This is a genomic window from Hominimerdicola intestinalis (assembly GCF_054655215.1).
The window spans coordinates 52799-79085 of sequence record NZ_BAAHNZ010000010.1; the positions used below are offsets into that span (position 1 = coordinate 52799).

The 26287-nt window shown below is 39.8% G+C and carries 25 protein-coding genes; 7 read left to right on the forward strand and 18 right to left on the reverse strand.

Annotated features, from left to right (window positions below; translation table 11 throughout):
* Positions 1 to 14 precede the first annotated feature (14 nt).
* The 6 genes from era to ACYQ0H_RS09475 form a co-directional block, all read right to left on the reverse strand.
* On the reverse strand, positions 15 to 914 hold the full coding sequence (gene era / locus ACYQ0H_RS09450) for a GTPase Era (RefSeq protein ID WP_459812608.1): 900 nt from the start codon (positions 912 to 914) through the stop codon (positions 15 to 17).
* Complete coding sequence (locus ACYQ0H_RS09455; RefSeq protein ID WP_459812609.1) at positions 907 to 1425, reverse strand: diacylglycerol kinase family protein; 519 nt, start codon at positions 1423 to 1425, stop codon at positions 907 to 909. The genes era and ACYQ0H_RS09455 overlap by 8 nt, the downstream gene beginning before the upstream one ends.
* The gene (gene ybeY / locus ACYQ0H_RS09460; protein ID WP_459812610.1) at positions 1403 to 1918 is read right to left on the reverse strand and encodes an rRNA maturation RNase YbeY; all 516 of its coding nucleotides are present in this window, start codon (positions 1916 to 1918) and stop codon (positions 1403 to 1405) included. Before ybeY ends, ACYQ0H_RS09455 begins: the two co-directional genes overlap by 23 nt.
* Complete coding sequence (locus tag ACYQ0H_RS09465) at positions 1905 to 2885, reverse strand: PhoH family protein (protein ID WP_459812611.1); 981 nt, start codon at positions 2883 to 2885, stop codon at positions 1905 to 1907. The genes ybeY and ACYQ0H_RS09465 overlap by 14 nt, the downstream gene beginning before the upstream one ends.
* A gap of 123 nt (positions 2886 to 3008) precedes the next feature.
* Positions 3009 to 4196, reverse strand: a complete 1188-nt coding sequence (locus ACYQ0H_RS09470; protein ID WP_459812612.1) for a sporulation protein YqfD — start codon at positions 4194 to 4196, stop codon at positions 3009 to 3011.
* Positions 4196 to 4480, reverse strand: coding sequence for a YabP/YqfC family sporulation protein (locus ACYQ0H_RS09475; protein WP_459812613.1), 285 nt, complete (start codon positions 4478 to 4480; stop codon positions 4196 to 4198). Before ACYQ0H_RS09475 ends, ACYQ0H_RS09470 begins: the two co-directional genes overlap by 1 nt.
* 99 nt (positions 4481 to 4579) lie before the next feature.
* Between ACYQ0H_RS09475 and ACYQ0H_RS09480 the strand changes: the two genes are divergently transcribed.
* Entirely contained in the window at positions 4580 to 5641 is a 1062-nt protein-coding gene (locus ACYQ0H_RS09480; protein WP_459812614.1) for a nucleoside recognition protein, read from the forward strand.
* 70 nt (positions 5642 to 5711) lie between these two features.
* Positions 5712 to 5927 (forward strand): hypothetical protein, encoded by a 216-nt coding sequence (locus ACYQ0H_RS09485; protein ID WP_459812615.1) that lies wholly within the window; start codon positions 5712 to 5714, stop codon positions 5925 to 5927.
* Positions 5928 to 6048: 121 nt separating this feature from the next.
* Here ACYQ0H_RS09485 and ACYQ0H_RS09490 read toward each other — a convergent pair whose 3' ends face one another.
* The 5 genes from ACYQ0H_RS09490 to uvrB all read right to left on the reverse strand — a co-directional run bounded on the left by ACYQ0H_RS09490 (position 6049) and on the right by uvrB (position 13657).
* The gene (locus ACYQ0H_RS09490) at positions 6049 to 7029 is read right to left on the reverse strand and encodes an ATP-binding protein (protein WP_459812616.1); all 981 of its coding nucleotides are present in this window, start codon (positions 7027 to 7029) and stop codon (positions 6049 to 6051) included.
* Positions 7029 to 8063, reverse strand: coding sequence for a DnaD domain protein (locus ACYQ0H_RS09495; RefSeq protein ID WP_459812617.1), 1035 nt, complete (start codon positions 8061 to 8063; stop codon positions 7029 to 7031). Before ACYQ0H_RS09495 ends, ACYQ0H_RS09490 begins: the two co-directional genes overlap by 1 nt.
* A 110-nt stretch (positions 8064 to 8173) precedes the next feature.
* Positions 8174 to 10996, reverse strand: a complete 2823-nt coding sequence (gene uvrA, locus ACYQ0H_RS09500; protein WP_459812618.1) for an excinuclease ABC subunit UvrA — start codon at positions 10994 to 10996, stop codon at positions 8174 to 8176.
* A gap of 19 nt (positions 10997 to 11015) precedes the next feature.
* Positions 11016 to 11447, reverse strand: a complete 432-nt coding sequence (locus tag ACYQ0H_RS09505; protein ID WP_459812619.1) for a GNAT family N-acetyltransferase — start codon at positions 11445 to 11447, stop codon at positions 11016 to 11018.
* Between the two features lie 239 nt (positions 11448 to 11686).
* On the reverse strand, positions 11687 to 13657 hold the full coding sequence (uvrB, locus tag ACYQ0H_RS09510; RefSeq protein ID WP_459812620.1) for an excinuclease ABC subunit UvrB: 1971 nt from the start codon (positions 13655 to 13657) through the stop codon (positions 11687 to 11689).
* A gap of 168 nt (positions 13658 to 13825) precedes the next feature.
* Between uvrB and ACYQ0H_RS09515 the strand changes: the two genes are divergently transcribed.
* The 3 genes from ACYQ0H_RS09515 to ACYQ0H_RS09525 all read left to right on the forward strand — a co-directional run bounded on the left by ACYQ0H_RS09515 (position 13826) and on the right by ACYQ0H_RS09525 (position 16249).
* Positions 13826 to 14788 carry an RluA family pseudouridine synthase gene (locus tag ACYQ0H_RS09515; RefSeq protein WP_459812621.1) on the forward strand — a complete coding sequence of 321 codons (963 nt, stop codon included), beginning with the start codon at positions 13826 to 13828 and terminating at the stop codon, positions 14786 to 14788.
* 233 nt (positions 14789 to 15021) lie between these two features.
* Positions 15022 to 15891 carry a PHP domain-containing protein gene (locus ACYQ0H_RS09520; RefSeq protein WP_459812622.1) on the forward strand — a complete coding sequence of 290 codons (870 nt, stop codon included), beginning with the start codon at positions 15022 to 15024 and terminating at the stop codon, positions 15889 to 15891.
* Positions 15892 to 15997: 106 nt separating this feature from the next.
* A complete protein-coding gene (locus ACYQ0H_RS09525) occupies positions 15998 to 16249 on the forward strand; it encodes a TIGR03905 family TSCPD domain-containing protein (protein WP_459812623.1) in 252 nt (83 codons plus the stop codon).
* Positions 16250 to 16336: 87 nt separating this feature from the next.
* On the opposite strand, the gene ACYQ0H_RS09530 is transcribed toward ACYQ0H_RS09525, so the two are convergent.
* The 4 genes from ACYQ0H_RS09530 to ACYQ0H_RS09545 all read right to left on the reverse strand — a co-directional run bounded on the left by ACYQ0H_RS09530 (position 16337) and on the right by ACYQ0H_RS09545 (position 20206).
* Positions 16337 to 17662 carry an ABC transporter permease subunit gene (locus tag ACYQ0H_RS09530; protein WP_459812624.1) on the reverse strand — a complete coding sequence of 442 codons (1326 nt, stop codon included), beginning with the start codon at positions 17660 to 17662 and terminating at the stop codon, positions 16337 to 16339.
* On the reverse strand, positions 17655 to 18611 hold the full coding sequence (locus ACYQ0H_RS09535) for an ABC transporter ATP-binding protein (RefSeq protein ID WP_459812625.1): 957 nt from the start codon (positions 18609 to 18611) through the stop codon (positions 17655 to 17657). The genes ACYQ0H_RS09530 and ACYQ0H_RS09535 overlap by 8 nt, the downstream gene beginning before the upstream one ends.
* On the reverse strand, positions 18604 to 19284 hold the full coding sequence (locus ACYQ0H_RS09540; RefSeq protein ID WP_459812626.1) for a hypothetical protein: 681 nt from the start codon (positions 19282 to 19284) through the stop codon (positions 18604 to 18606). Before ACYQ0H_RS09540 ends, ACYQ0H_RS09535 begins: the two co-directional genes overlap by 8 nt.
* Positions 19285 to 19507: 223 nt before the next feature.
* Entirely contained in the window at positions 19508 to 20206 is a 699-nt protein-coding gene (locus ACYQ0H_RS09545) for an ATP-binding protein (protein WP_459812627.1), read from the reverse strand.
* A 133-nt stretch (positions 20207 to 20339) separates the two neighbouring features.
* On the opposite strand from ACYQ0H_RS09545, the gene ACYQ0H_RS09550 reads away from it, so the two are divergent.
* Positions 20340 to 21002 (forward strand): Crp/Fnr family transcriptional regulator, encoded by a 663-nt coding sequence (locus ACYQ0H_RS09550; RefSeq protein WP_459812628.1) that lies wholly within the window; start codon positions 20340 to 20342, stop codon positions 21000 to 21002.
* A gap of 69 nt (positions 21003 to 21071) precedes the next feature.
* Here ACYQ0H_RS09550 and ACYQ0H_RS09555 read toward each other — a convergent pair whose 3' ends face one another.
* Both ACYQ0H_RS09555 and ACYQ0H_RS09560 read right to left on the reverse strand, forming a co-directional pair.
* Positions 21072 to 21728 carry a pentapeptide repeat-containing protein gene (locus ACYQ0H_RS09555; RefSeq protein ID WP_459812629.1) on the reverse strand — a complete coding sequence of 219 codons (657 nt, stop codon included), beginning with the start codon at positions 21726 to 21728 and terminating at the stop codon, positions 21072 to 21074.
* A 1-nt stretch (position 21729) separates the two neighbouring features.
* Positions 21730 to 22467: a glycerophosphodiester phosphodiesterase family protein gene (locus tag ACYQ0H_RS09560; RefSeq protein WP_459812630.1), complete on the reverse strand. Its 738-nt coding sequence runs from the start codon at positions 22465 to 22467 to the stop codon at positions 21730 to 21732.
* Positions 22468 to 22677: 210 nt separating this feature from the next.
* Between ACYQ0H_RS09560 and ACYQ0H_RS09565 the strand changes: the two genes are divergently transcribed.
* Positions 22678 to 23895 carry a peptidylprolyl isomerase gene (locus ACYQ0H_RS09565; RefSeq protein WP_459812631.1) on the forward strand — a complete coding sequence of 406 codons (1218 nt, stop codon included), beginning with the start codon at positions 22678 to 22680 and terminating at the stop codon, positions 23893 to 23895.
* A gap of 64 nt (positions 23896 to 23959) precedes the next feature.
* On the opposite strand, the gene ACYQ0H_RS09570 is transcribed toward ACYQ0H_RS09565, so the two are convergent.
* On the reverse strand, positions 23960 to 26227 hold the full coding sequence (locus tag ACYQ0H_RS09570) for a glycoside hydrolase family 3 C-terminal domain-containing protein (RefSeq protein ID WP_459812632.1): 2268 nt from the start codon (positions 26225 to 26227) through the stop codon (positions 23960 to 23962).
* Positions 26228 to 26287 lie beyond the last annotated feature (60 nt).

Genomic DNA, 26287 nt, shown 5'->3' on the forward strand with positions numbered 1-26287 from the left:
AATTTTTTCAGGAATTATGATAATCCGAAATTCTTTATCATTCCTTCACGGTTTCTCCAACCTTCCTTTACCTTTATCCAACACTGAAGATTGACCTTTATCTGAAAAAACTGCTCAAGCTCCGCTCTTGCATCTCCGCCTATTTTTTTCAGCATTGATCCGTTTTTACCGATAACGATTCTTTTATGAGATTCACGTTCACAGTAAATAACAGCGGATATATCTAAAATAGGTTCTCCGCTTTTACTGTCGCGTTCGCCTAAGCTTTCGATCGAAACAGCTATACCGTGTGGTATCTCGTCATTAAGATTATTTAAAGCCTTTTCTCGTATAATTTCAGCCATAATAACCTTTTCCGGCTGATCCGTCAGGGTATCGTCCGGAAAATAATGAGGTCCTTCCACAGTAAACTTATCAATAGCTGACATAATTATGTCTATACCGTCGTTTTCAGCAACGCTTACCGGAATAACTTCTTCAAAGTCGTACAGATCCGAATATTCAGAAATTTTCTGCATTAAGGACTGCTTGTCCTCTATCAGATCAATTTTATTAAGAACAAGTATTACCTTGCTTTTATGGCTTATTCCAGACAATAGATCCCTTTCAGTCTGTGATACTGTCTTTGTACAGTCTGAAACCAGCAAAATTATGTCTACATCTGAAACAGAATCATTGATTGTTTTTATCATATGTTCGGACAGCTTGTTTTTTGCCTTATGAATGCCTGGAGTATCCATAAAAACATATTGTGTTGCTCCTTTTGTAACAACTCCGGTTATTTTGGTTCTGGTAGTCTGAGGCTTTGAGCTTACCGCGGCAATTTTTTCTCCGACCAATGCGTTTAAAAGTGAGGATTTTCCAGCATTGGGTCTACCTGCAATTGTAACGAATGCGTTTTTTGTATTATTCATTTTTTATATCCTTATCATTATTGTCAATAAACTTTTTTTCTGCTTGAACTGAAAAAATAAAAATGAACCAAAGCACAGCAGAGATTATTATTCCGGTCAGCGCAGCAGAATTTCCTGCAAAATACTTAAAAATCTCTGAAAACACCTTAGGATCCCAGAAAAGAACTACTCCTATAATTACCGAAAAAACAGCCGAACATAAAACTGCTCCGGCCGCCGCGTCTTTGGCTTTCTTAGCAAGAGGATCGTATTTAAGTGAGATCAGATCAATACACCTTTCAATAGCGCTGTTTACAAGCTCTAAGCTTATTACTGCGCTTATTGTAAGAAAAATCACCATCTTTTCACATCGTGTAAACTCGTAAAATCCCATAAAAAGTATTACATAAAAAGCAGCGCAGAGGTGAAAACGCATATTTCTCTCTGTTTTAATGCAGTAAATTATTCCTGAAAAGGCATATGTAAAGCCTTTCAGAAAACGCTTTAAATTACCTTTTATATTCATGCTCATCAATTACAAAGCTCTGATCGCGCGATATCCCGAGAACAGATAAAATGCTTTCTTCCCTTTCGCGCATCATACGTTCCTGAAGTTTGCTTTCTTCATGATCATAACCAATAAGGTGAAGCATAGAATGAACAGTTAAAAATCCTATTTCACGCTCAATTGAATGTCCGTAAATTTCAGACTGCTTATACGCCGTTTCAGCTGAAATAACAATATCACCGAGGAGATATGCATTTGTTTCATTGTTTATGTCGTATTCACCGTTTTCCCCGAGAGGAAATGAAAGCACATCGGTTGCCCGGTCAATATTCCTGAATTCCTTATTCAGCCTGTGTATCTCATTATCGTCAACAAAAGAAACGCTTACTTCATAATCGTCATTCATGCCTTCGCTGACAAGTACTGCATGACAGCATTTCCTTATTAAAAGACGGATACCAACAGGAATTTTGCAAATATTCTGATTATCTGTAATTAGCACTTTAACCTTTCCCATGACTGCCTAAATTTCCTTTCTCGTAATATTTTTCATAAGCCTTTATTATATCCTGAACAAGCTTATGTCTTACAACGTCCTTTTCTGTAAACCTGTTTATGGAAATATCATCTATGCCCTTTAACACTCTTGACGCTTCAATAAGACCTGATTTTCTTGAATCCGGCAGGTCGATCTGAGTCACATCTCCGGTAATGACAATTTTAGAGTTAAATCCAAGCCGCGTCAGGAACATCTTCATTTGCTCCGGAGTGGTATTTTGTGCTTCATCAAGAATGATGAATGAATCGTCCAAGGTACGTCCTCTCATATAAGCAAGCGGAGCTACCTCTATGCAGCCTCTTTCCTGCTGCTTTGCAAATGTTTCAGGTCCCAGCATTTCAAACAGCGCATCATAAAGCGGTCTAAGATACGGGTCTACTTTATTCTGAAGATCTCCCGGAAGGAATCCGAGCTTTTCCCCCGCTTCAACCGCAGGTCTTGTAAGAATTATTTTATTTACTTCATGCGCTCTGAAAGCCTTTACCGCCATAGCTACAGCCAGATAAGTCTTTCCGGTTCCGGCAGGGCCTACTCCCAGAACGATGGTTTTGCTTCTTATTGCGTCTACATATTTTTTCTGCCCCAGAGTTTTTGGCTTTACTATTCTGCCTTTCATTGTAACACAGATACCGTCATCGGTAAGATTCTGTATTTCATTCTGAGCGCCTTCTTTGACCAATGAAAAAATATATCTTATATTCTGCTCGTTTATATTTTCGCCCTTATTTGCAAGAGTAATAAGAGCTTCAACAGCTTTGGAAGCTGAATATACGTTTTCTTCCTCGCCCGTAATTTTAATATCGCTTCCTCGGCTTAATATAACGACATTATACTGTCTTTGAATGAGATTGATATTTTCATCATAATTACCGAACAGATTTAAAACAACGTCCATTCTGTCAACATTTATAGTTTTTTCTATCATTAAAAATAATCAATCCTTTCGGCAGCTTGATCCCAAGCCTTGCCTTTATTTTATACCTTTATAAGTATATCATATTTTTTTTCAGAATGCAATGTATACGGCGGTGTTTTTCGGGCAATATCTCTACTTATTTATAAAAAACTCTACCTCCCGGCTTATATCTCCGTACAAAGTATACTGAACCGTTACTTCCGCGCCTTCATCGGTAATTTTTTCGGAACGTTCAGCTTTCTTTATCTCATAGTCTTCTAAAAAATTATTTTCATATTTATCAGCCTGTTCATTTGCCAGACTTAAAGCCTCATCTTCCGAATAAGTATAATTTTCCCGTGTTATTTTATGTAATTCGGTATGAGTTATTCCGATAGGAAGTTCAAAACCGAATATAGAAAATCTGTTGGTACTTGAGCTTTCGCTGAATCTTCCCTCCTCCTTTGAAAAAAACAATGGGATATCAGCGTCAAAAAGTTTAAAATAATTCTTTTTTACAGTTTTTTCTGATGTAACATCCTTTACATCGTTAAAAGGCTGATAAAAGGTTTGGGACTGAATAAAGGTGCCGTATATCTTGCCTAAAGATCTTGCGTATCTTTGAGTTACGTCTTTAATTTCCTTGCCGTCTTTATAGGATATCTTTTCAGTAATAACTGTTCCGCTTACAAGTATATCGCCCTTCTTTACACCGCTCCCTACAGTTGTTACCAGCTGTCCGTCGTACACCTCGATTTTATCAATAACTGCGTCATATTTTGCTACAAGATCGCAAGGCATTCTTATTTTTCGGGATTCAGGCTTGTCAACATTTTCGACAACGTCTATTATAAGAGAAGAACCGTCACAGGTAATTCCCGCCCATGAAATACCGTCTACCTTCTGTTTCAGCTCCCTTTCCAGTACTGTACAGTTGATAGATGGAATAAAACAGCCCGTGTCAACTCCGTTTTCATGAAGAACAGCGGTTATATCCCTTCTGATCTCTTCGCTGTCACATAATATTTCTAACTTGAGCATTAAATTTGACATTATAAATGATATAATTAAGACCAGAACGCCTCCTGCAACAAGACCTTTGCGTCCTATGAATCTTTTTATTAGAAAGAAAAGTCCCTTTTTCTTTGTTATTTTATATTCAAGGGAAAGCAAATCGAATTCTTCTTCAATTATACCTTTGCACCATATAGATGTTTCAAGATAAAGTATTCCCTTGATCTCTGTTATGCTTTTGCAGGGAATATTATTTTCCATAATAAATTTATACAGCTTTTCATAACTGTCACCGATTATTTCATAGCTTATATTTCCAAAGCTCATTATTCTCTCTCCTTCAGCCTTCTGGATGTAAGTGAAACGGATTCTACAGTACCGGTAACCTCTACTGAATCCGTACAGTAATTGCTTAAAGAAAGATCGTGACCCCAAATTTCGATCTGAAAGCTGCCTGTAGTTACCCGTGCAAGTACTTCGTTGCATTCAAGTATCTGCTTGCAGTTTTCAATAATAACCTTCTTGTTGTCAAGAATATTTATGTATGAGTTAAGACACATAAATTCCTTTGCTTTTCCTGTAAATTTTATATTTGGCGCTTTTCTTTTCATGCAGATCACTCCGTTTTCTTTTTTATACAATTATATTGTCCGACCTTCGGACATATACTTAAATGATAAAGAAAACGGATGACATATACAGGAGGAAATATGATATTAACCAAACAAAAGACTGCTCCCTGTTTACTTAGCGCAGCAGCAATTCTTTACTGTGTTCTTTTAATAATTAATGCAGAAGCGGTGACCGATGGAATAACCGAGTCAATATTCAGATGTATTAATATTATTGTACCATCTTTATTTGCATTTATGGCAGTTTCAGGCGTTATAATAAAGAGCCGTATATATTCATATATATCGAAGCCTTTTCATTTTTTCAGTAAATACATACTTAATGTACCGGATAATTTGTTTTTTATTTTTATTCTGGGAAATATATCAGGCTACCCTATCGGCATAAAACTTCTTTCAGATATGGTCAAGGAAGAAAAAATACCGCCCAGAACAGCTGAAATAATGAGCTGCTACTGCTATGCAGGAGGTCCTGCATTTCTTACCGGAGCAGTCGGACTTGCAGTATTCGGAAGCAAAAAAGTTGGTCTTTTAATGTTTCTATCAATACTTACAGCTAATTTCCTGGTGGGAATGGTAATGAACAGAATTTTTAAGCTAAAGTGCCTTGACAGCGGCAATTCCTTTGTTTTTAAACCTGAAACAGTAATTAATTCTATAACCGAAGCCGGAAGATCGCTTTTCGTGATGTGCGCTCTAATTGTTTTTTTCTCTACAATAATGTCCGTATTGGATAGCTGCAACGTATTCGGTCTGTTAGCTGATAATTTCAATATAACTGACAACGGTTCAGTTTTAATAAAATCCTTTCTTGAAATATCCTCAGTAACCCGTATTACAGGAGCTCCGTACCGACTGATCCCGCTTATAACATCAATCTGCGGGTTCGGCGGAATATGCGTTATACTTCAGATAATAGCGGTAAATCAAAACAGCTTTTCCCTAAGAATGTTTTTTTTAACAAGAGGAATTTGCTTTATAATTCAATATTTTGTAAGTTTATTTATATTTATGCTTTTTAATAACAAATATGTTGCCGCTTCCGCAGCTCAGACTGAAATAATCGTCGATTTTAACAATTTTGTTCCGTCAATTTGCTTAATAATGATGATTTTTTTATTAGTTTTGAGAAAAGACTAGTAATTTGTAAAGAACTATGTTATAATAAAAAAGTAAAATAATCAATTACTTTAAAGGAGTTGTATATATTATGGCTAAGAAAAAGAATTACTTCGGAAATGAAATTCAGCCTTCATGCTCATATTGCCTCTACGGTAACCGCTCAAAGGAAGGCAATAAGGTTTTATGTGAAAAGCAGGGACTGGTTGATGCTGACTACAGCTGTAAAAAATGGGTATACGATCCGATCAAGCGTATTCCGAAAAAACAGCTGAGTATTCCTAATCAGGAAGACGATATTATATAATTACATATTCCCGAATTTATCGACAGCCTTTAACGGCTGTCTTTTATTTTATATGAAAATACCCGATAGGACTTATGAATCCCTCCGGGTATTGATATATAATCTTTGAAACAAAAGCTTTTCAATACTGAAACTGTCTTTTCACATGGCGTATATCCTTGCCAAGAAAAGGAATAGGTTCAAAGCAGCCTGTAATTCTCGAAACAATTCTCTCATTATATCTTCCGTTCAGTTCAGATACAGAAAGATTTGTTGAAATTATCGTAGGCTTATCAAGATTTATTCTGCTGTTTATAATGTCATATAAAGCCGATTCGTTAAACGCCGTCTGAAATTCTGAGCCAAGATCGTCTAGGATAAGCAGATCAGCGCCGATAAGTATACTTAGAGTATCTCCTTCAGATCTTCCGAACCGTTCATTCTCAACTGCCCTGAGAAAATCCAGTATTGAACCGAAAGCAACATTAAAGCCGTTTTCCGTCAGCTGCTTTGCAATACATGAGGAAAGAAAAGTTTTTCCTAAACCGGTTTTCCCGAAAAAAAACAGCGAAGGGGAACCGTTTCCGAAGTTCAATGCATAATCCCTGCAATACTGATAATTCTGAGCCATCTTTTCTCTGGGCGAAACTCCGCCGGAGCTTCCGTTATCATAGTACTCAAGACGGAATTCACAAAAATCGTGAAGCTTGATATGACAATTCTGATTTATATCCTCAATAGTATATTTTTTCAGAAGCTTTTTAAAGCAATCACATCTTGTACCGCCGATATACCCGGTATCCCCGCACTTTTTACAGGTATAGGGAATATCAAGATAATCTTTGTCACCCTTAACGGCTTCAAGCAGCTCCCTGACCGCTTCCTGTGTTCTGAGGTTTTTTTCTTTTACGATATCAATGATCTCAGCGGTATCATCTCTTTTTTCCATGACAAGTCTGATAAGCTGAGTTCCGGTATTTGCCAACGACTTCTGCAATACATCTATTTCAGGTGCAAGCTGACTTATCTCAGCTGTTCGCTCCGTGTGTATCCTCTCGGCATTCCTGCGTCGTCTGCTCAGTTCCGCCTCTGCCCGTTCAAAAGCCTGTTCACTGTACTTCATTATTTACCACCCTTGCTGTTAGGATTATAGTTCATGGCAAACTGCTCCCATTCATCAAGGTCATAGGAGGTTTCCTTATTTTTTTCGCTGTACTTCTTTTTTGTTGTTCCTGAAAACTTCACATCATCGTCAGCTGCCTGTTCTGGAGATTTTATACTCTTTCCCGCCCAGTTTTTCAGTATCCCGTCAATATAGCTGAAACTCAGCTTGTTTTTGCTGTCCATGCATTTTTCATAAGCGATTTCCAGCATATCCGTACCGAAGCCCATTTGATTCCATTTATCGAAGTATTCAAGCTGCCTTTTTGACGGCTTGCTATCAAGTCCTAATACCTTCGCCGCCTTATTCTGATAAGATCTAGCCTTTGACTGCCTTATAATTTCCGCCTCAATATCCGAATAGCTTACAATACCTCGTTCAAACCAGTTTCTTGCTACTGTTTCTATGTATGCAAATCTGTCCTTTCCGAGCTGTCGGCAGTACTCGGCTATCATAAGTATTGAAGCCGCTGAAAAGCCGTAGTATTCGTATAAATTCACTAGACCTGCCGTTTCGGTAGCGTTTATAGTCCGGCAAAGAGTTTTCTGTATATCGTTTATAAGCATTTTTATTTCTTCATTTTTATCTGCGATCTCTGCCAGTTCTTTCGGAGAATATTTTACCAATGATCTTACTGCCGAAGAATTGCGTCCCGGATTAACAGATTCTGCGGTGCTTACTGGTGCCGTCCTAACAATCGGCTCAGCAGCTTTTTTCCCTTCATCAGCTGAAGCTTTAATACAGCCGCCCTCAATTTCGTCGGCTGCTATAACTCCTCTTCCTATCCAATATATAACAGCGTCGTGAGCAGTTTGTTCACTTACTCCCGCTTGCTCCGCCAGAAGCTCGGTATCGGCAATATTGGAATTGCTGCACAGAATACACAGCAGAACTTTTACAAATTCTCCGTCGCTTAGTTTTATATAATCGTCAACAACACTGCACGGTACGGAAAAAAACCTTCCCCAGCGGTCACAGCTTATCCGATATATCATTTTTTCAGCCCTTTACTTTTTTCTTGCTTTTAATTATATCATGAACCATTGTTAATTGCAAGTAAAAACGCACAAAAAAGAGCGGCAGAGAGCCGCTCTCGATAATACTTCTATAGCATTTTTTTCAGGTAATGACCTGTATATGATTTTTCGCAAGCGGCAATTTCCTCAGGAGTTCCCGTTACAACGATTTCTCCGCCCCGGTTGCCGCCCTCAGGTCCCAGATCTATAATATAGTCGGCAGTTTTTATAACGTCCAGGTTATGCTCAATTACCAAAACGGTATTTCCTGCGTCGCAAAGCTTCTGCAATACTTCTATCAGCTTATGAACGTCAGCAGTATGAAGACCCGTTGTAGGCTCGTCAAGAATATATATCGTCTTGCCCGTTGACCGCTTTGAAAGTTCGGTCGCAAGCTTTACTCTCTGAGCCTCTCCTCCGGAAAGCGTTGTAGCCGGCTGACCGATCTTTATATATCCAAGGCCTACCTCGTACAGGGTTTCAAGCTTTCTTTTTATTTTAGGGATATTCTCAAAAAAGCTTACTCCCTCTTCGACTGTCATTTCCAGCACATCATATATAGATTTGCCCTTATACTTTATTTCCAGCGTTTCACGGTTATATCTTTTCCCCTTGCAGACCTCGCAGGGAACGTAAACATCAGGAAGAAAATGCATTTCAATTTTAAGTATTCCGTCACCCTCGCAAGCCTCGCAGCGTCCTCCCTTTACATTAAATGAAAATCTACCGGAATTATAGCCCTTCATTTTAGCTTCGCTCGTCTGTGCAAACAGCTCTCTTATATCGTTGAATACTCCCGTATACGTCGCAGGGTTTGATCTCGGAGTTCTTCCGATAGGCGATTGGTCTATATCTATAACCTTATCAAGGTTTTCAAGTCCCAGCATTTCCTTGAAATCTCCGGGACGCAGCTTTGCTCTGTTAAGCCTTCCTGCAAGCTCCTTATAGATTATTTCGTTTACAAGTGACGACTTTCCGCTTCCCGAAACTCCGGTTACACAGGTAAAAGTACCCAGGGGTATTTTTACTGAAATATTTTTAAGATTGTTCTGCTTGGCGCCTTTAATTTCAAGATACTTTCCGTTTCCCTTGCGTCTTGCTTCGGGTACGGGAATTTTTCTGCGTCCGCTAAGATACTGACCGGTTATCGAATCCCCGCAAGCCATTATGTCTTCAACTGTTCCTGCGCATACGATCTCTCCTCCGTGAATTCCTGCTCCAGGACCGACGTCTACTATATAATCAGCATTGTACATAGTATCCTCGTCATGCTCTACTACGATAAGAGTATTTCCGAGATCTCTCAGACGTTTAAGCGTAGCAATAAGCTTATCATTATCCCGCTGATGAAGTCCGATCGACGGCTCATCCAGTATATACAGAACTCCCATGAGCGATGAGCCTATCTGCGTAGCAAGGCGAATACGCTGACTTTCTCCGCCCGAAAGAGATCCGCTTGAACGTGAAAGCGTCAGGTATTCAAGACCTACACTTTTAAGAAATCCCAGACGTTCCCTTATTTCTTTTATTATTCTCTCACCTATAAGTCTTTCCCTTTCAGTAAGCTCCAGCCCGTCAAAAAACTCCAGTGCCTCGTTTACCGAAAGACGGGTAAGCTGACTTATATTCAGTCCTCCTACTGTAACGGACAGGCTTTCCTTTTTTAGTCTTTCTCCTTTGCAGACAGGACATTTTTCATCGCTCATTACCGTTTCTATATCAGCCTTTGAATACTCGCTTGCCGATTCCCTGTAGCGCCTTTCAAGATTCGGAATTATGCCCTCGAATTCGGCGCTGTAATCCGATTTATAATACTCAGTCTGTCTGGAAAGCTTCAGTTTCTGCCCCTGAGTTCCGTAAAGGAATATATCAATTGCGTCGGGATCAAGATTTTTTACAGGCTCGTCAAGTGAAATATTGTAGGTTTCTGAAATTGCCTTATAATACATCATAGCGATAGAGCTGTCGTCAAGACTGTTCCAGCCGCTTGCTTTTATAGCTCCCTGTCTGATGGACAGATCGGCATTTGGAATGATCAGCTTAGGGTCTATCTTCTTGAACACTCCAAGTCCCGTACATTTTTCGCAGGCTCCGAAAGGATTGTTGAAGGAAAACATTCTGGGAGTAAGCTCTTCTATAGAAATATTATGCTCCGGACAGGAATAGTTCTGTGAAAAATGCATTTCCTCTCCGCCTACGACATCAACTGTTAAAAGTCCTCCCGTAAGCGACGATACTATTTCAATACTGTCGGTAAGCCTTGATTTTATTCCGGGCTTCATTACAAGCCTGTCTACTACTATCTCTATCGTATGCTTTTTATTTTTTTCAAGCTTTATTTCCTCTGAAAGATCGTATACTATTCCGTCGATACGCACCCTTACATAACCGGATTTTCTAGCCTGATCAAGCTCCTTGCGGTATTCGCCCTTACGCCCTCTTACTATCGGAGCCATAAGCTGAATTTTAGTTCCTTCTTCAAGCTCCATAAGCTTATCTACGATCTGATCAACAGTTTGCTGACGTATTTCCCTTCCGCAGACTGGACAGTGCGGAACGCCTATTCTCGCATAAAGCAGACGAAGATAATCATAAATCTCCGTTACCGTTCCTACTGTAGACCTCGGATTTTTTGACGTGGTTTTCTGGTCTATTGAAATTGCCGGAGAAAGACCTGTTATCGAATCAACGTCAGGCTTTTCCATCTGCCCTAAAAACTGCCTTGCGTATGACGAAAGCGACTCCATATATCTTCTCTGTCCGTCGGCAAAAATTGTGTCGAACGCCAATGATGATTTTCCCGAACCTGACAGTCCCGTAAGTACGATAAGCTTATCCCTCGGTATTGTCAGATCGACATTTTTGAGATTGTGCTCTCTCGCTCCCTTTATAATAATTTCATTGCTCTGCATTTTTTCACTTTCCTATCTATTAAAATAATCTTTTCCTGTACATAATCTCACGGCTTCGGGAATATCCTAACTTTTCATAAAACGCCTGTGCGCTTATATTTTTGTCAGAGGTAAATAATTGGTATCCCGCAATATTCTTACCCTTAAAGTATTCTTCAATATAACTGAATACAGCAGTCGCCACGCCAAGTCGTCTGAAATTTTCATCAACAAACAATTCCGTTATCTCCGCGTAAAAGTTTTTATAGCACATTGATTTAAAAATCTGAACACAGCAAAATCCAATAAGCTTTCCTCCGCTTTCGGCGACAAACACCTCTTCCTGATCATTTTGGATAAGGGAATTTTTCAACAGTTCAAAATCCGTCACACCCTCGCCATTAAAGATCTCATTCAATTGAAAAAGCTGTCCGACATCGGATAACTGGGCTTTTCTGACTTTAAAATTCATTACTTCTCCCTTCTCAGCTGTCTTGTCACGCAAAAATGCGGCATATTTAAATTCAAATTTTTCCGCTTACTTAATTTGCTTTGTAAGCTTGGTGATAAGCGCTTAGGAATATTCATTACAGGTCATATTTTATCATTTCTTTTTGAATTATTCAATAACTTCAATTTTATTATCGGTTAACAGTATCGCCTTATCGTCCGTCAAACATAAAAGGAGAGACCTTCAAAAAACTACAAAAACTACTTCTTCTCCCCTCTAAGTTCGGCAATCTTATCACGCAGGAATGCGGCGTGTTCAAATTCCAGCATTTTCGCCGCTTCTTTCATCTGCTTTGTAAGCTTGTCTATCAGGACTGCCGCTTCACGCTTGGAAAGCCTTGTCTTCTGCCTTGCCTCATACTCGACCTCTTCCTTTGTAGAGATCTCGATAACGTCACGAATGTCTTTTTTAATTGTCTTAGGAATGATTCCATGCTCCTCATTGAACTTCATCTGCAATGCACGGCGACGTTCGGTTTCAGTAATTGCAAGTTCCATTGAACGGGTAACCGTGTCGGCATACATTATGACCTTGCCCTCGGAATTTCTTGCCGCACGTCCTACCGTCTGAATAAGCGAGCTTTCAGACCTAAGGAAGCCCTCCTTATCAGCGTCGAGGATCGCTACTAACGATACCTCAGGCAAATCAAGGCCCTCTCTCAGCAGGTTGATTCCGACCAGCACGTCAAACTCTCCAAGACGAAGATCGCGTATAATCTCCATACGCTCAATAGTATCAATATCGTGGTGCATATATCTCACAGCAATGCCGAAGTTTTTCATATAAGTCGTAAGATCCTCAGCCATTTTCTTTGTAAGTGTCGTTACCAGCACACGCTCCTTGCGCTCTATTCTTATATTTATCTCTGAGATCAGATCTTCGATCTGACCCTCTGTCGGACGAACCTGAATTTCAGGATCGAGAAGCCCTGTAGGACGAATTACCTGCTCTACTATTTGCTTTGACTTTTCACGTTCTATAGGGCCTGGGGTTGCCGAAACAAATACAGCCTGATTTATATGCTTATAGAATTCATCAAAAGTCAGAGGACGGTTGTCCAGAGCTGAAGGAAGCCTGAAGCCATAATCTATCAAAGTCTGCTTTCTTGCTCTGTCTCCTGCGTACATTCCCCTCACCTGCGGAAGTGAAACATGACTTTCGTCAACCATAAGCAGAAAATCATCGGGCAGATGGTCTAAGAGCGTATACGGAACTGCTCCCTTAGGGCGTCTTGCAAGAACCCTCGAATAGTTTTCAATTCCTGAACAGAAGCCTACCTCCTCCAGCATTTCAATATCATAATTTGTGCGCTGAGCAATACGCTGCGCTTCTATCAGCATATCGTTGTCCTTGAAATACTTGATACGCTCGTCAAGCTCCTCCTTCAGCTCTTCGATTGCATCGTGGAGCTTCTCACGCCCGACAATATAATGAGTTGCAGGGAAAATAGCTGCATGATTAAGAAAACCGATTATTTCGCCGGTTATAACGTTTATCTCAGTAATACGCTCGATCTCATCCCCGAAAAACTCAACTCTTATTGCGGTATCTGTATTGGCAGCAGGGAAAATTTCGACTACGTCACCTCTTACCCTAAATTTATTTCTTACGAAATTAATATCATTACGCTCATACTGAATACCGACAAGCTCAGCAATCAACTTTTCACGGGATTTCTCCATACCCTTTCTGACCGAAACTACCATAGATTTATACTCTTCAGGATCGCCAAGAGAATAGATACAGGAAACGGAAGCGACTATTATAACGTCCCGTCTTTCGGCAAGCGCAGTAGTTGCCGAGTGACGAAGCTTATCTATCTCGTCGTTAACCGAAGAATCCTTTTCAATATATACGTCCTTGCTTGGCACATACGCTTCCGGCTGATAGTAGTCATAATAAGACACAAAATACTCAACAGCATTTTCGGGGAAGAATTCCTTGAACTCGGAGCAGAGCTGAGCCGCAAGAATCTTATTATGTGCAAGTACAAGAGTAGGACGGTTTACTTTTTCAATTACGTTTGCCATTGTAAAGGTTTTTCCCGAACCTGTTACGCCAAGCAGAGTCTGTTCCTTCATTCCGCTGTTTATTCCGCTTACAAGCTTTTCGACAGCTTCCGGCTGATCCCCGGCAAGCTTATAATCAGATACAAGTTTAAATTTATCCATAGTGATCCTTTCAATCATTTTTTACGAACGTTTGTTTATAATTATAATACACTATTTTTTCTTAAATGTCAATACCTTTAGAACAAATTTTCTGAATAAAATTATTCCTCTTGAAAAAAATCATAAATAAGAGTATAATTAATGTAATAAAATTAAAGCGGTGAATATATGAAAGAATTTACAATAAATGAAAATGACTCTGAACAGCGAATGGATAAATTTATATCAAAGGCTGTTCCTCTGCTGCCTAAAAATCTGATGTATAAATATCTGCGTCTGAAAAGAATCAAACTCAACGGGAAAAAATGTGAAATATCGACCCGTCTTAATATCGGCGATACCGTACAGATGTACATTAACGACGAATTTTTTACAGGCAAAACCAAATCCGGATATTCTTTTATGTCCGCTCCTGCCGTTTTGAATATTGTTTACGAGGACAGTAATATTATGCTGCTGGATAAAAAGTGCGGACTTGTAGTTCACGAGGACGAAAGCGGCTCAAACGATACTCTTATCAACCGAGTCCTGCACTATCTGTACGAAAAGGGTGAATACCGTCCGGAATACGAGCATTCCTTTTCTCCTGCGCTGTGCAACAGGATCGACAGAAATACCGGAGGAATAGTTATCTGCGCTAAAAATGCCGAAAGCCTAAGAATCCTTAATCAAAAAATAAAGGACAGAGAGCTAAATAAAAAATACCTGTGCGTTACCGTAGGTATCCCGAAAGAAAAAAACGCAGTTCTTCAGGCGTACCACGAAAGAAACGAACGGTCAAAGACAGTTAGGATCTCAGATAAAAAAATGCCCGGCAGCAAGACAATAATTACGAAATACAAGGTTATTGCTGAAAACAAAGAACAGGATCTTGCACTTTTGGAGGTCGAGCTTATTACGGGCAGAACACATCAGATAAGGGCACACCTTTCCTATATAGGTTATCCGTTACTCGGCGACGGGAAATACGGTATAAATAAAATCAACCGTGAATATAATGTAAAGACTCAGGCGCTGTATTCGTACAAGCTGAAATTCGATTTTAAGTCAGATGCCGGCTGTCTGGAATATCTTAACGGAAGATGCTTTGAAGTTAAAAACGTCTGGTTTACCGAAATGTTCCGAGATTGACTGATCAAGCTGCTGATATAATCCCTGAAAAAAGATTATTGGAAAACTATTCTTTTTTTCATGTGCAAATCATAAAAAATATATTCTGAAAATTTGTGCAATCATACAAGCTTTGTCAAAATCTCGACAAATTTTAGTCAAATTACTCAAAAAACTTGATTATTTTCGATAAATATGATATAATTATTATATTATTTTTCAAGTTATATAAGCAGAAGATTGGAGGATTCGCTATGGTAGGCGATTTACATTGTCACACAACACTTTCCGACGGATCTCTGGGTATTGAAGAAGTTATAGTTCAGGCAAAAAGAATGGGACTTGATTTTCTTGCAATAACCGATCATGATACTCTGTCGTCCTCAAACCGCGCACAGATCTTGGGAGATCGTTACGGTGTAAAAATAATTCCTGCCGTAGAGCTTTCCGCTTGGGATAAAAAAAGAAATTCAAAGGTTCATATATTATGCTATGCTCCGCAGAAGCCAGATCGTCTTGAAGGTCTTTGTCTTAAATCCTGTTCTATCAGAACTGAATGTGCAAAGGATATGATTGAAAAGGTAATGGAACGCTACCCTATTCCGTCAGACGCGGTAAGAATGTATACAAAAGGCTCAAAGAGTATTTTCAAGCAGCACATTATGAGGGCGCTTGTAAATTACGGATATGCTACCGAGCTTTACGGAGATGTAAATGATGAGTTATTTAAATTTCCGAACGGCGAATGTCTTGTTACCCGCGAATATCCTGATGTTAATTTCGTACTTGATCTTATTCATTCCTCTAAGGGCGTTGCGGTAATGGCTCACCCGTATATGTTTAACAATATTGATCTCTTACATGAGCTTGCAGAAGCGGGAAAATTAGACGGCGTTGAGGTTTATCATCATTCAGCCGACGAAAAAAAGCAAAAGGATCTTGTTGATTTCGCGTCAGAGTATGACCTTATATGCACAGGAGGCTCAGATTTTCACGGGCTTTATAACGAAGTCGCTACTCATATCGGCAGCATGACTACAGACAAGGAAAATCTTGACCGGCTTTTCAGACTGATACATACTAACGCTCAGAAAGCAAAGCATACGGCGGCGAAAACAGAATAATACATATCAGGAACGCTTTTTGTGTTCCTGATATTTTAAGCGGAACTTAAAGATATAGTCATATTTAAGGTATACAATATAAATACTTTTAAGGAGGATAAATACTATGAATAAGATCAGCTATAAAACTCACGGTGTCTGTTCAAGGCAGATCAACGTTGAAGTAGAGGACGGAATAGTAAAAAATGTAGAATTTATAGGCGGCTGCAGCGGAAATACTCAGGGAGTTGCTCAGCTTGTAAGAGGAATGAAGGCTGAAGATGTTATTGAAAAGCTGAAAAATATAGACTGCAACGGAAAAGGAACGTCATGTCCTGCTCAGCTTGCTGAAGCACTGAAGCTGGCAAGGCACAAATAAAACAGCATAGCTCAGCAATAAGAAAATCTCAGCGGCCGTGACATTAATGCCACAGCAGCTGAGATTTTTTATTTATATTTATATCGGTCATACCTCGCGCTTTACAAACCCGTCCCATGCGGTAAGTATAAATACCGCCATATGAGCCGCTAATACTATAATCGCAAAGGTAAGCGACTGCTGAGCAAACATAGGAGTTCCCTCGGCAATAGATGCAAGATCGGTATTTGAGAATACAAGGTATCTTGCCCAGTCCTGGTTGAACACTTTAAGGACGCTGACAATAGTATTTCCTGCAAGCATAAGGAATACGCTTATACCGATAGAAAAAGCTGCGCTTCTGAACAGCGACGAAACCGCAAACGCCAATGTAGCCATTATTACTATCGAGATACTGTTAAGAAGATACATCTGTGCAGCGTGTAAAAAGCTTGACATACTGTGAACCGTTCCGTTGTCAACGTACAGATAAGGAGCGCTTATACCCTCAAATCCAATGAACAAGCCCGATGCAGGGATCATAACCAGGTAAAGCAGCAACAGCATTATATATCCCAGCGAAATTACCGTAAAGTATTTTGACATCAGTATCTTCCAGCGCTTTACAGGATTAATAAGCAGAAATTTTATAGTTCCCTGAGAAAATTCACTGGCAACAGAACTTCCGGCAACAACTATTATCAGAAGACCTATTATTGAGATCATTGAAGCAGACGTATAAAAAACCGTCCAGAAGTTAATCTGCTCAGCTTTGTATGTTTCAAAAAGCGACATATTTTCCGCAGTATTTGACTCTATATTATTCTCAAGTCTGTATATGGCGATTTTCTCCTGCTCCTCCAAAGCCTTGTATCTATCCGCTTCATCAGAACTTACCCCCTCGGAATCGGAAGCTGATAAGGCTGTTTTTGCCTGTGCTGCCTGAGTTATAACATCGTCCTTCCAGCTGTCGCCGAAGGGAATATCGTTATCAAGCCTGTATTGATATGCCCACTTATCTCCCTCTGAAACAGCTGAATTTTTCAGTACTGTACAAATGGTTTTCCAGTCATTTTCCACAAGCAGAGTATTGAGATAGCCTTCAAGTTCGGCCCCGCTGAATGTATTTGCAAGAGCCTCCGCAGCCTCATAACGCTTATCATCATAACTAAGACCTGCCTTGTTCAGATAATTAAAAAGTATTAACTGTTCCTCATATCCGTCGGGTTTTGTTTTTTCAAGCCAATCTATTTGCTCATCGTAATTATTAGTATCATCAGTATAATAATTAGTGCTCATCTGGTGCTTACCGAAAGCGCCTATCCCCGCTAAAGCAATTCCCGCCAGAACCACTAGCAGAAGCATTATTTTAGTTGAAAGCTTTTTAAGAGTTTTAATATATTCGTTTTTTACAAGTCTGAAAAACTTAGCCAATCTGACCACCTCCCTGAGCGTCTTCAGTAAGCTGAATAAATACGTCCTCAAGCTTTTTATTTTCAGCTTCCGAAACGGTATAAAGCTTTATTCCAGCTTCAATAAGAGCCTTATTTATCATGCATATCTGCTCCTTCGCAGTTTCAGCCGGCAGATCTATAATTAACTTACCGTCCAAAATACGCTTTCTGCTTTCATCTATGTTTATTACAGCCAAAGCCTTTGCTATATCGTCTGCGCAGATAGTAAATTCCTTCTTATCTCCCGATGAAGCTGAGATAAGCTCCTCCATAGTATGAACTCCCAACATTTTACCGTTGGCGATAATACCTACTCTATCGCACATTAGCTCCATTTCAGACATTAGATGAGATGATACGAGAACGCAGATCCGCTCTTTATGGGCAAGCTCTTTCAGTATATCTCTCAGTTCCTTTATTCCCGCAGGATCAAGTCCGTTGGTCGGCTCGTCCAGAATAAGCACCTTAGGGTGATGAAGTATTGCCTGAGCTACTCCAAGACGCTGACGCATACCAAGCGAATACTTAGAAACCTTATCGTTTATTCGGTTTGAAAGCTTTACAAGACTGACTACTTCGTCTATACGTTCATTTGTTACGCCCTTTCTCATACGAGCATACTGACGGAGATTTTCCATACCGGTCATATACTTGTACATTTCGGGGTTTTCAACTATACCGCCTACGTTAGCCATTGCGTCTTCAAAATGCCTTCGAATATCAGCTCCGTCTACATATATTTCTCCGTCATCAAGCGAGAGCAGACCTACGATTATTTTTATAGTAGTGGTTTTTCCCGCTCCGTTAGGGCCGAGAAAGCCGAAAACCTCTCCTGCGTAGGCTTCAAAAGATATATCGTGCAGTATCTGCCGTTTTCCTATTGATTTGTTTACATGGGAAATTTTAAGCAAGGCGTTGTTATTACTCATTTTCTTCGCCTCCTTCGGAACTGCTGTTTCCCTCTTCTAAAATAGATGTATTGCTGTTAAAGTAACTGCTTTCTATAGCGGTTATCTTCCAGTCGCCGTCTGATTTTTTCAAATATACGCTGATGTTTTCGTAGTTTGCAGTTGACTTATACTTGATACTGTCATCAGGGTTGCACATATAATAATCATTGGTATTTTCATAATTATTATTGTCTATCTGATTAAATCCGTCCGGAGTGATCAGATAGGGAGCTCCGCAAAATTCGCTGTAGGTATCCAAGGAAAGCGTAACGACCGCTCCGTTAGGTCCGTTTTTCTTGACATTAAAGTTTTTCGGTGAGCAGTCGTATTCCGAAATATAACCTGTAGCGATATTTTCCTCCGTATAATTGTCAAGCGAATTAATTATTTCTTTTTTAGTTCTGTAATAACTATCCTCAGCGGATTTATCATAGGCCCATTTATCATTTATGAGGTTTCTGCAGTTTTCCGCTATAGAATCCTTGCTGCTTACGTTTACTTCTTCCATGCTTTCAAAATAGCTTTCGACTGCTTTTTGAATATCCTCTTTGTTTTTACCGAACTGATTATTGTCGTATACAACATAGGACACTGTTCCGGCAATAAGCACAGCTCCGAGTAAAAGACCGCGGTTAAGCTTTCTTATTTTCATATTCTCTTTTTTCCTTTCTTTAAGTTTTTGTTTTTCAACAATTGTAAGTATAGCATATTAAATTTATCTATTCAAGCGTTTAGGACGAATTTAAGATTAGCTTAAGAAACGCTAAAGAAATTTATCAGCTGCTTAAAAATACAAAGAAACGGCAGATCATAGATTCTGCCGTTTCAAAAGTACAATCAAAATTCAGACTTTCATCTTAAGGTTAATAGCCATATTATAAAAGCCTTCCGTCAGTTGAAACCGTTACTACCTGCCACGGAATAAATTTGCCGCTGTTTTGAAGTGCTTTTTTCACTGCGTTTTCTATTCCGCCGCAGCACGGAACCTCCATTCTTACTACAGTAACGCTTTTTATATTATTGTATTTTATAATTTCGGTAAGCTTTTCAGAATAATCTCCGTTATCAAGCTTTGGACAGCCTATAAGCGTAATTTTTCCGCGTATAAACGAATTATGAAAATCGCCGTATGCATATGCAGTACAATCTGCCGCAATAAGCAGATCTGCATTATTAAAATAAGGAGCGTTGATTGGAGCAAGCTTGATCTGGACTGGCCACTGTCCGAGCTGAGAATGTAATTTTATCGGCGCTGCTTCGGATTCGTCGTTTCTTCTTTTTATAGTCTTAGAATTAGTTCCCGGGCATCCGCATGGCAGCGGTTTTTGGTCTTGCAGTTTTTTCTTGTTTTCCATAACAGCTTTTTCGTCATAGGGAGCCGCTTCCCTTTCCACAAAAGCAATTGCGTTGACCGGACAGGCAGGCAGACAATCTCCCAGTCCGTCGCAGTAATCGTCCCTCAGAAGCTTTGCCTTTCCGTTTTCCATTCCTATTGCTCCCTCGTGGCAAGCCTCAGCGCAAAGTCCGCAGCCATTGCACTTATCAGCGTCTATTTGTATGATCTTTCTTATCATTTTATTTACCTCCTGATTTGAAGTATATTTTGTTTGACTTCATGAGCATATTATAATATAATATTTATATAATGTCTGTTGTTTTTACAACATTTAAAAAAGATTTTATTGGTATTTTAAGGAAAATAAAACTATGAATATAGACTTTATATCTAAAACTGCGCTGTTTGACGGTATTCCGATAGAAGCAGTAAGAAAAATAATCGAAGAATCGGAAGCTTTTACCAAAATATATGAAAAGGGCGAATTTATTTTTTATACAGGAAATGTCCTAAAAAATATGGGCCTTGTTTTATCAGGAAAAGTCATTATTGAAAAAAGCGATATATTCGGAACAAGAAGCATAATTTCAGAGGCTTCGGCCGGGCATATCTTTGCTGAGGTTTACGCTTGTTCCGATTCCGAACCGCTTATGGTTGACGCAGTTGCATATGATAGATCCGAGATAATGTTTTTAAACCCCGAAAGCCTTATAAATTCATCGGTTTCTCATGAATACAGCCGTAGCATTATAAAAAACCTTCTGAATATAATTGCGTCAAAGAATCTTAGTTTGACCAGAAAGATAAACGATATTTCACCAAAGACAATAAGAGAACGGCTTATTTCATACCTCTCCTTCCAGTCGCAGCTAAACGGCAGCCGGGAATTTTTTATCCCATTTAACCGTCAGCAGCTTGCCGATTATCTTTGTGTTGACCGAAGCGCACTATCAAATGAGATAAGCAAAATGCAGCGTGACGGCTTAATAATATCAGAAAAAAACAAATTTCTAATCAAGCTTCAGCCTATTTAAATACCGCAGAGCCTGTTCGGCCGAAATCAGTATATTAATACCGACTGAAAACAAACAGGCTCTGTTTAGCTAATCGTCCTTTATTTTTATTCCCAGAAGCGCAGAAAGCTCAAGCGCCTGTGACGGCGATACAACAGCCCCTTTGAGCTCGGGAAAGCCCTCGGATATTTTTATTCCTGCAAGCTGGCAATCGGAAAAATCCGTACCTTTAAGCATTGTTTTGAAAAATGACGCTCCGATAAATCTGCTGTCAGATGGAGCAAAGCCTTTCAGTGTACAGCATGATAGCTCTGCACTGCTGAAATCACACCCCTCAGTACAGACATTTCTTACAGATGATCCGTCAAAGACCGCATAGGTACATATACAGCTTCTGAAAAGAACTTCCTTAAAAACGGAGTTTGAAAAATTTGCACCGATAAGTTTTGATGACAGTATCTCACATCGGCATAGGTAGCAATCCGTTCCGCCGCAGTTAGAGAAATCGCAGCCCTTGAATATACAGTCTGTAAAGGAGGTTTTCTCAAACGAACTTTCACTGAAACGGCAGTTTTCAAATTTGCAGCCGCTAAACGACAGATAAGACATATCCTCATATTCAAGCAGAGCGTCTTTTATAAGTGATCCGCTTATTTCAGCGTCGTTTTCCAAGGCGTTTTTTATAAGCTTCATTATATCGTTTTCAGCTTTCAGAAAAGAAGCTATCTGAGGTTTGACCAAATTCATATTATTCACCGTTTTTAAAGTCGAAATCATCAGGAAAGTTTTCCGCTATTACAGTTTTAGAAAATTTAAGAGCCTCATGTGCAAGCTCCGGGGACGCTGCAGTCCAGGTATAAAGATCTGCGTTTATTTTAAATGCGCTGAAAGCCGTTTCAAGAGTAACAGACCGCAGGTCGCAGGCTATAAAATCTGGCTTTGAAATTAATTTCCACACTATTGAACGGGAGCATATCAGCCTTGCTAAATAACGGCTTCCCTTACCCGATCTATAAGCTGAAATAAGCTGCCCCCTGAACACCTTCGGAGCAAACAGCCTGAACCATAATACAGAAAACGGATCAAAGCTTTCGACTGCATATTCACCCTTGTAGCCTTTAAGCAGATGATACAGTCTTTTTTCAAGTGTCCAGAATGGAGCGCCGTCCTTCACTTCTATAAGCAGAGGTATTCTTCCTTGCACAAGAGATAATACTTCAGATAAAAGCGGAATTTTCTCATTGCTTCCTTCAAGCTTAAATGAAGAAAGCTGGTCGTATGTAAAATCTGAAATTTCTGCGTCGACCGAGCACATTCTGAGCAGAGAACTGTCATGAAAAACTACTATCCTGCCGTCCTTTGTCAGCCTGACATCAAGCTCCGCAGGCACTCCGCTGCGTACAGCGTTTTCAAACGCCCTGAGCGAGTTTTCAGGTACGTCTTTTCCGTACAATCCCCTGTGAGCTATATATTTTCCGAATTCCATATATTCATAACCTTTCAAAGCTGATTTTTATTAGCTGAATAAATTATACTACCCTCCTTTTCTTTTGTCAATATAAATGAAAATTGTGCCATAAAAGCTTGTTCATAGAAATGTTAAATATATTGTCACATAATAAACACATTGAAGCATTATAATATATCTTATATTTAAATTGTTTTTATCTATAGGCAATGAAAGGATTTATTATTTATGCTGAAAAAATGCTCTGCAATGATACTGGCTCTTACTCTGGCTGTTTCTGTTTTTGCTTCCTGTGCTGAAAAGAATGAAAGTTCATCTAAAACAGAAAATTCATCTTCGCTCTCAGAAATTGATTCTTCCGTAGACAGCACTGCCGAAGTTCCCGTTGCTTCACTTACTGTTGACGGTGAAAAGGTAGATACCGAAAACCTTATTGTATGTACTATCGACGGTATTGACGTTGATTTCGATACCTTCAGATATTATTATTTCTATACTATCAACCTTTATACAAAGAACTACGGTGCAACACTTGACGTTATTTCTCAGACCGAAGGCGGATTTGAACTGCTGATGAACGATGTAATAACACAGCTCAAGCAGGAATATGTAACTCTCCATCTGTGCAAGGAGAACGATATTGAGCTTGATGAAGAGGACAATAAGTTTGTTGAGGAAACGATAGCCTCCGCAAAGAAAAACTACAAAACAGAGGAGGAGTATCAGGAAGCTCTGAAAAGCTCATATCTAACGGACGACCTGTATAAGCGTATGGTAGAGCTTTCCCGTCTTTATGAAAAGGTTGAAAGTACTCTTTTCACAAACGGAGGCAAATACGCTACAACTAAGGAAGAATTCAGGAAAATAGTTAAGGATACTGACAAATATGCCCGTGTTCGGCAGATACTTATTCCTTATCAGTGCAAGGCTGAAATCACTGATGAAGATACAAAGAAAAACTACGACGACATGACTCTCTCGGAAAAAATGACTGCGAAAAAAAGCGCTTTCAGCGATCTGTCCGAGGAAGAGCAGAAGGCTTCTAAGGAAGAAGCAAAAAAGCTTGCTGAAGAAGTGCTTGATAAAGCAAAAAGCGGCGAGGATTTTGATAAGCTTATTAAAGAGTACGGCTGGGATCCCGGAATGGAAACATATGAACAGGGCTACTATATGAACCGCAATTCCAATTTTGTAGACGAGTTCAAAAATGCCGGCTTTAAACTTAAAGAAAATGAAGTAAGCGATCTGGTGGAATCAACTGAATACGGCTGGTTTATTATAAAGCGTCTTCCGGTTGATATGGATTATGTCGAGAAGAATATTGACTCTCTGATCGTTGAATACGATTCTCCTGCTGTATCCAAGCTTTATTCGGAGATAATGGAGAAAATGGAGGTAAGCTACAACGATATTTATGAAAAGCTTACTCCCCAAAGCATTACCTAATCTGATAATTAAACGGACTGCATTTAAATTGCAGTCCGTTTTTATTGTATTTCAGTTTAAACAATTATTTTTTATTTACTTCTTCATTAAGCCTGTCGATCAAACTCTGAAGCCTGTCCAGCTCAATATCTGGATCTGCACTGAAGCTTATCATTCCCCTTACCGGAAGATCCTTCATCATAGAATCAGCCATCTGAGCCGAACCGTCTCCCATAATTGCAGTATCCTTTTCGTCAACACCCATATTGACAGACGAAATAAGCTCACTGAAGATCCTGCGCCCCTCGGGTACTGCCATAATATCTCCGCAGGTACTGTTCAAGGTAAAGTGAAGCGGAAGCCTTCTTCCTGTATTTACATATACTGAATCTTTCAGACGTATATCTGCAGACGATGCGCCGACCATAATTTCATATTCGCCTGATTCAGCATACCAATCTCCGATCTCCTCGCAGTAATAAGAAAACGCTCTGCTGTCCAGCCTGAACATGACTTTTTTTGCTTCGTCGGGTTTCAGCTCTACCTTTTCAAAGCCTTTAAGCTCTTTAAGCGGTCTGATAACTGACGATTTTCTGCCGGAAACATAAAGCTGAACTATCTCCTTGCCTGCTCTGCTGCCGATATTTCTGACAGTTACCTCAGCTGTAAGAAGCTTGCCGTCGTTGATCTCTGAATGTGATAACTTGAAATCGCTGTATTCAAAGGCTGTATAGCTTAAACCATGTCCGAACGGGAACAGCGGTTCTGTATTTTTATAATCATAATACCTATAGCCTACGAAAATACCTTCATTATATTGAACCTTGTCACCCTCTCCGGGAAAATTCAGATAAGACGGATTACCTGAAAGCTTTATCGGAAATGTTTCCGGCAGCTTTCCGCATGGATTAGACTTTCCGAACAGAACATCGCAAACAGCGCCGCCTACTGCCTGACCGCCTAAATACGTTTCAAGTATCCCCTTTACCTTTCCGGCAAAAGGCATTTCAACAGGCGAACCGTTGTGAAGTACCACAATAGTATTTTTATTTACCCTGCATATTTCATCTATAAGCTTCAGCTGATTTTCCGGCAGGCTCATATGACTTCTGTCATATCCTTCTGATTCATACTCGTCCGGAAGTCCGGCGAAAATAACTGCCGTATCTGCATTTTCAGCACAGCTTACAGCTTTGCTTAGCAGAATTTCATTGCTGTTTCCGGTAAGATCATATCCCTCAGCATAGGTTACCTCTGCATATTCGCTGACGGCGTCAAGTGCGGAAGTTACCTTAAAGGAATTGATATGAGAGCTTCCTCCGCCCTGATACCGCGGAGTTTCGGCAAATTTTCCTATAAAGGCGATTTTCTTATTTTTGTTCAGCGGAAGAACTTCGTTTTCGTTTTTCAAAAGAACGATGCATTCTGATTCGATCCTTCTTGCAAGCTCATGGTGTCTGTTCATATCCCATAAGGTTTCAGGCTCGGCGTTTTCAAGATACCTATCTATCATTTCAAGAATACGTCTTACGCATTTATCGAGCTCCGATTCATTAAGTCTGCCCGATTTGACCGCCTCAACTATTAGTCTGTCATTTTTTTCATAGCTGGTGGGCATTTCAAGGTCAAGACCTGCTTTTATTCCCTCTACTCTGTCGTTTACAGCGCCCCAATCGCTCATTACAAGTCCGTCAAATCCCCATTCGTCCCTGAGAATATCTGTAAGAAGTCTTTTGTTTTCAGAAGAAAAAACACCGTTTATCCTGTTGTAAGAACACATTACCGTCCAAGGTCTGCTCTCCTTTACTGCCGTTTCAAAAGGAGCTAAATAAATTTCTCTTAAGGCTCTTTCACTTACCTCGGCAGATACAGACATTCTTCTGTACTCCTGATTATTGCAGGCAAAATGCTTTAAGGAGGTTCCGACTCCCCTGCTCTGTACGCCCTTTATATGTGCGGCAGCAAGCTGACCGGAAAGATACGGGTCTTCGGAAAAATACTCAAAATTACGTCCGCACAAAGGCGAGCGTTTTATGTTACAGCCGGGTCCGAGTGCGACCGCAAGCCTTTCATGCTGACATTCCTCACCTATCGCCTTACCAAGCGTTTCAAGCAAGGTTCTGTCAAAGGAACAGGCAAGCGCCGACGCAGTAGGAAAGCACACCGCCTTAATAGACTCGTTGGGATTTTCAGAATTCTCCACGTTTTTTCTCAGTCCGTGAGGTCCGTCCGAAACCATGACCGATGGTATATCAAGCCTTTCAACAGGTTTGGTATGCCAGAAATCAAGTCCGGAACAAAGCGAAGCCTTTTCTTCCAGCGTCAATTCTTTCATAATTATGTCAATGTTCATATCTGCGACCCCTTCCATGTAAAGATAAATATGAATCAATGTAATTCATTACTGGAATTA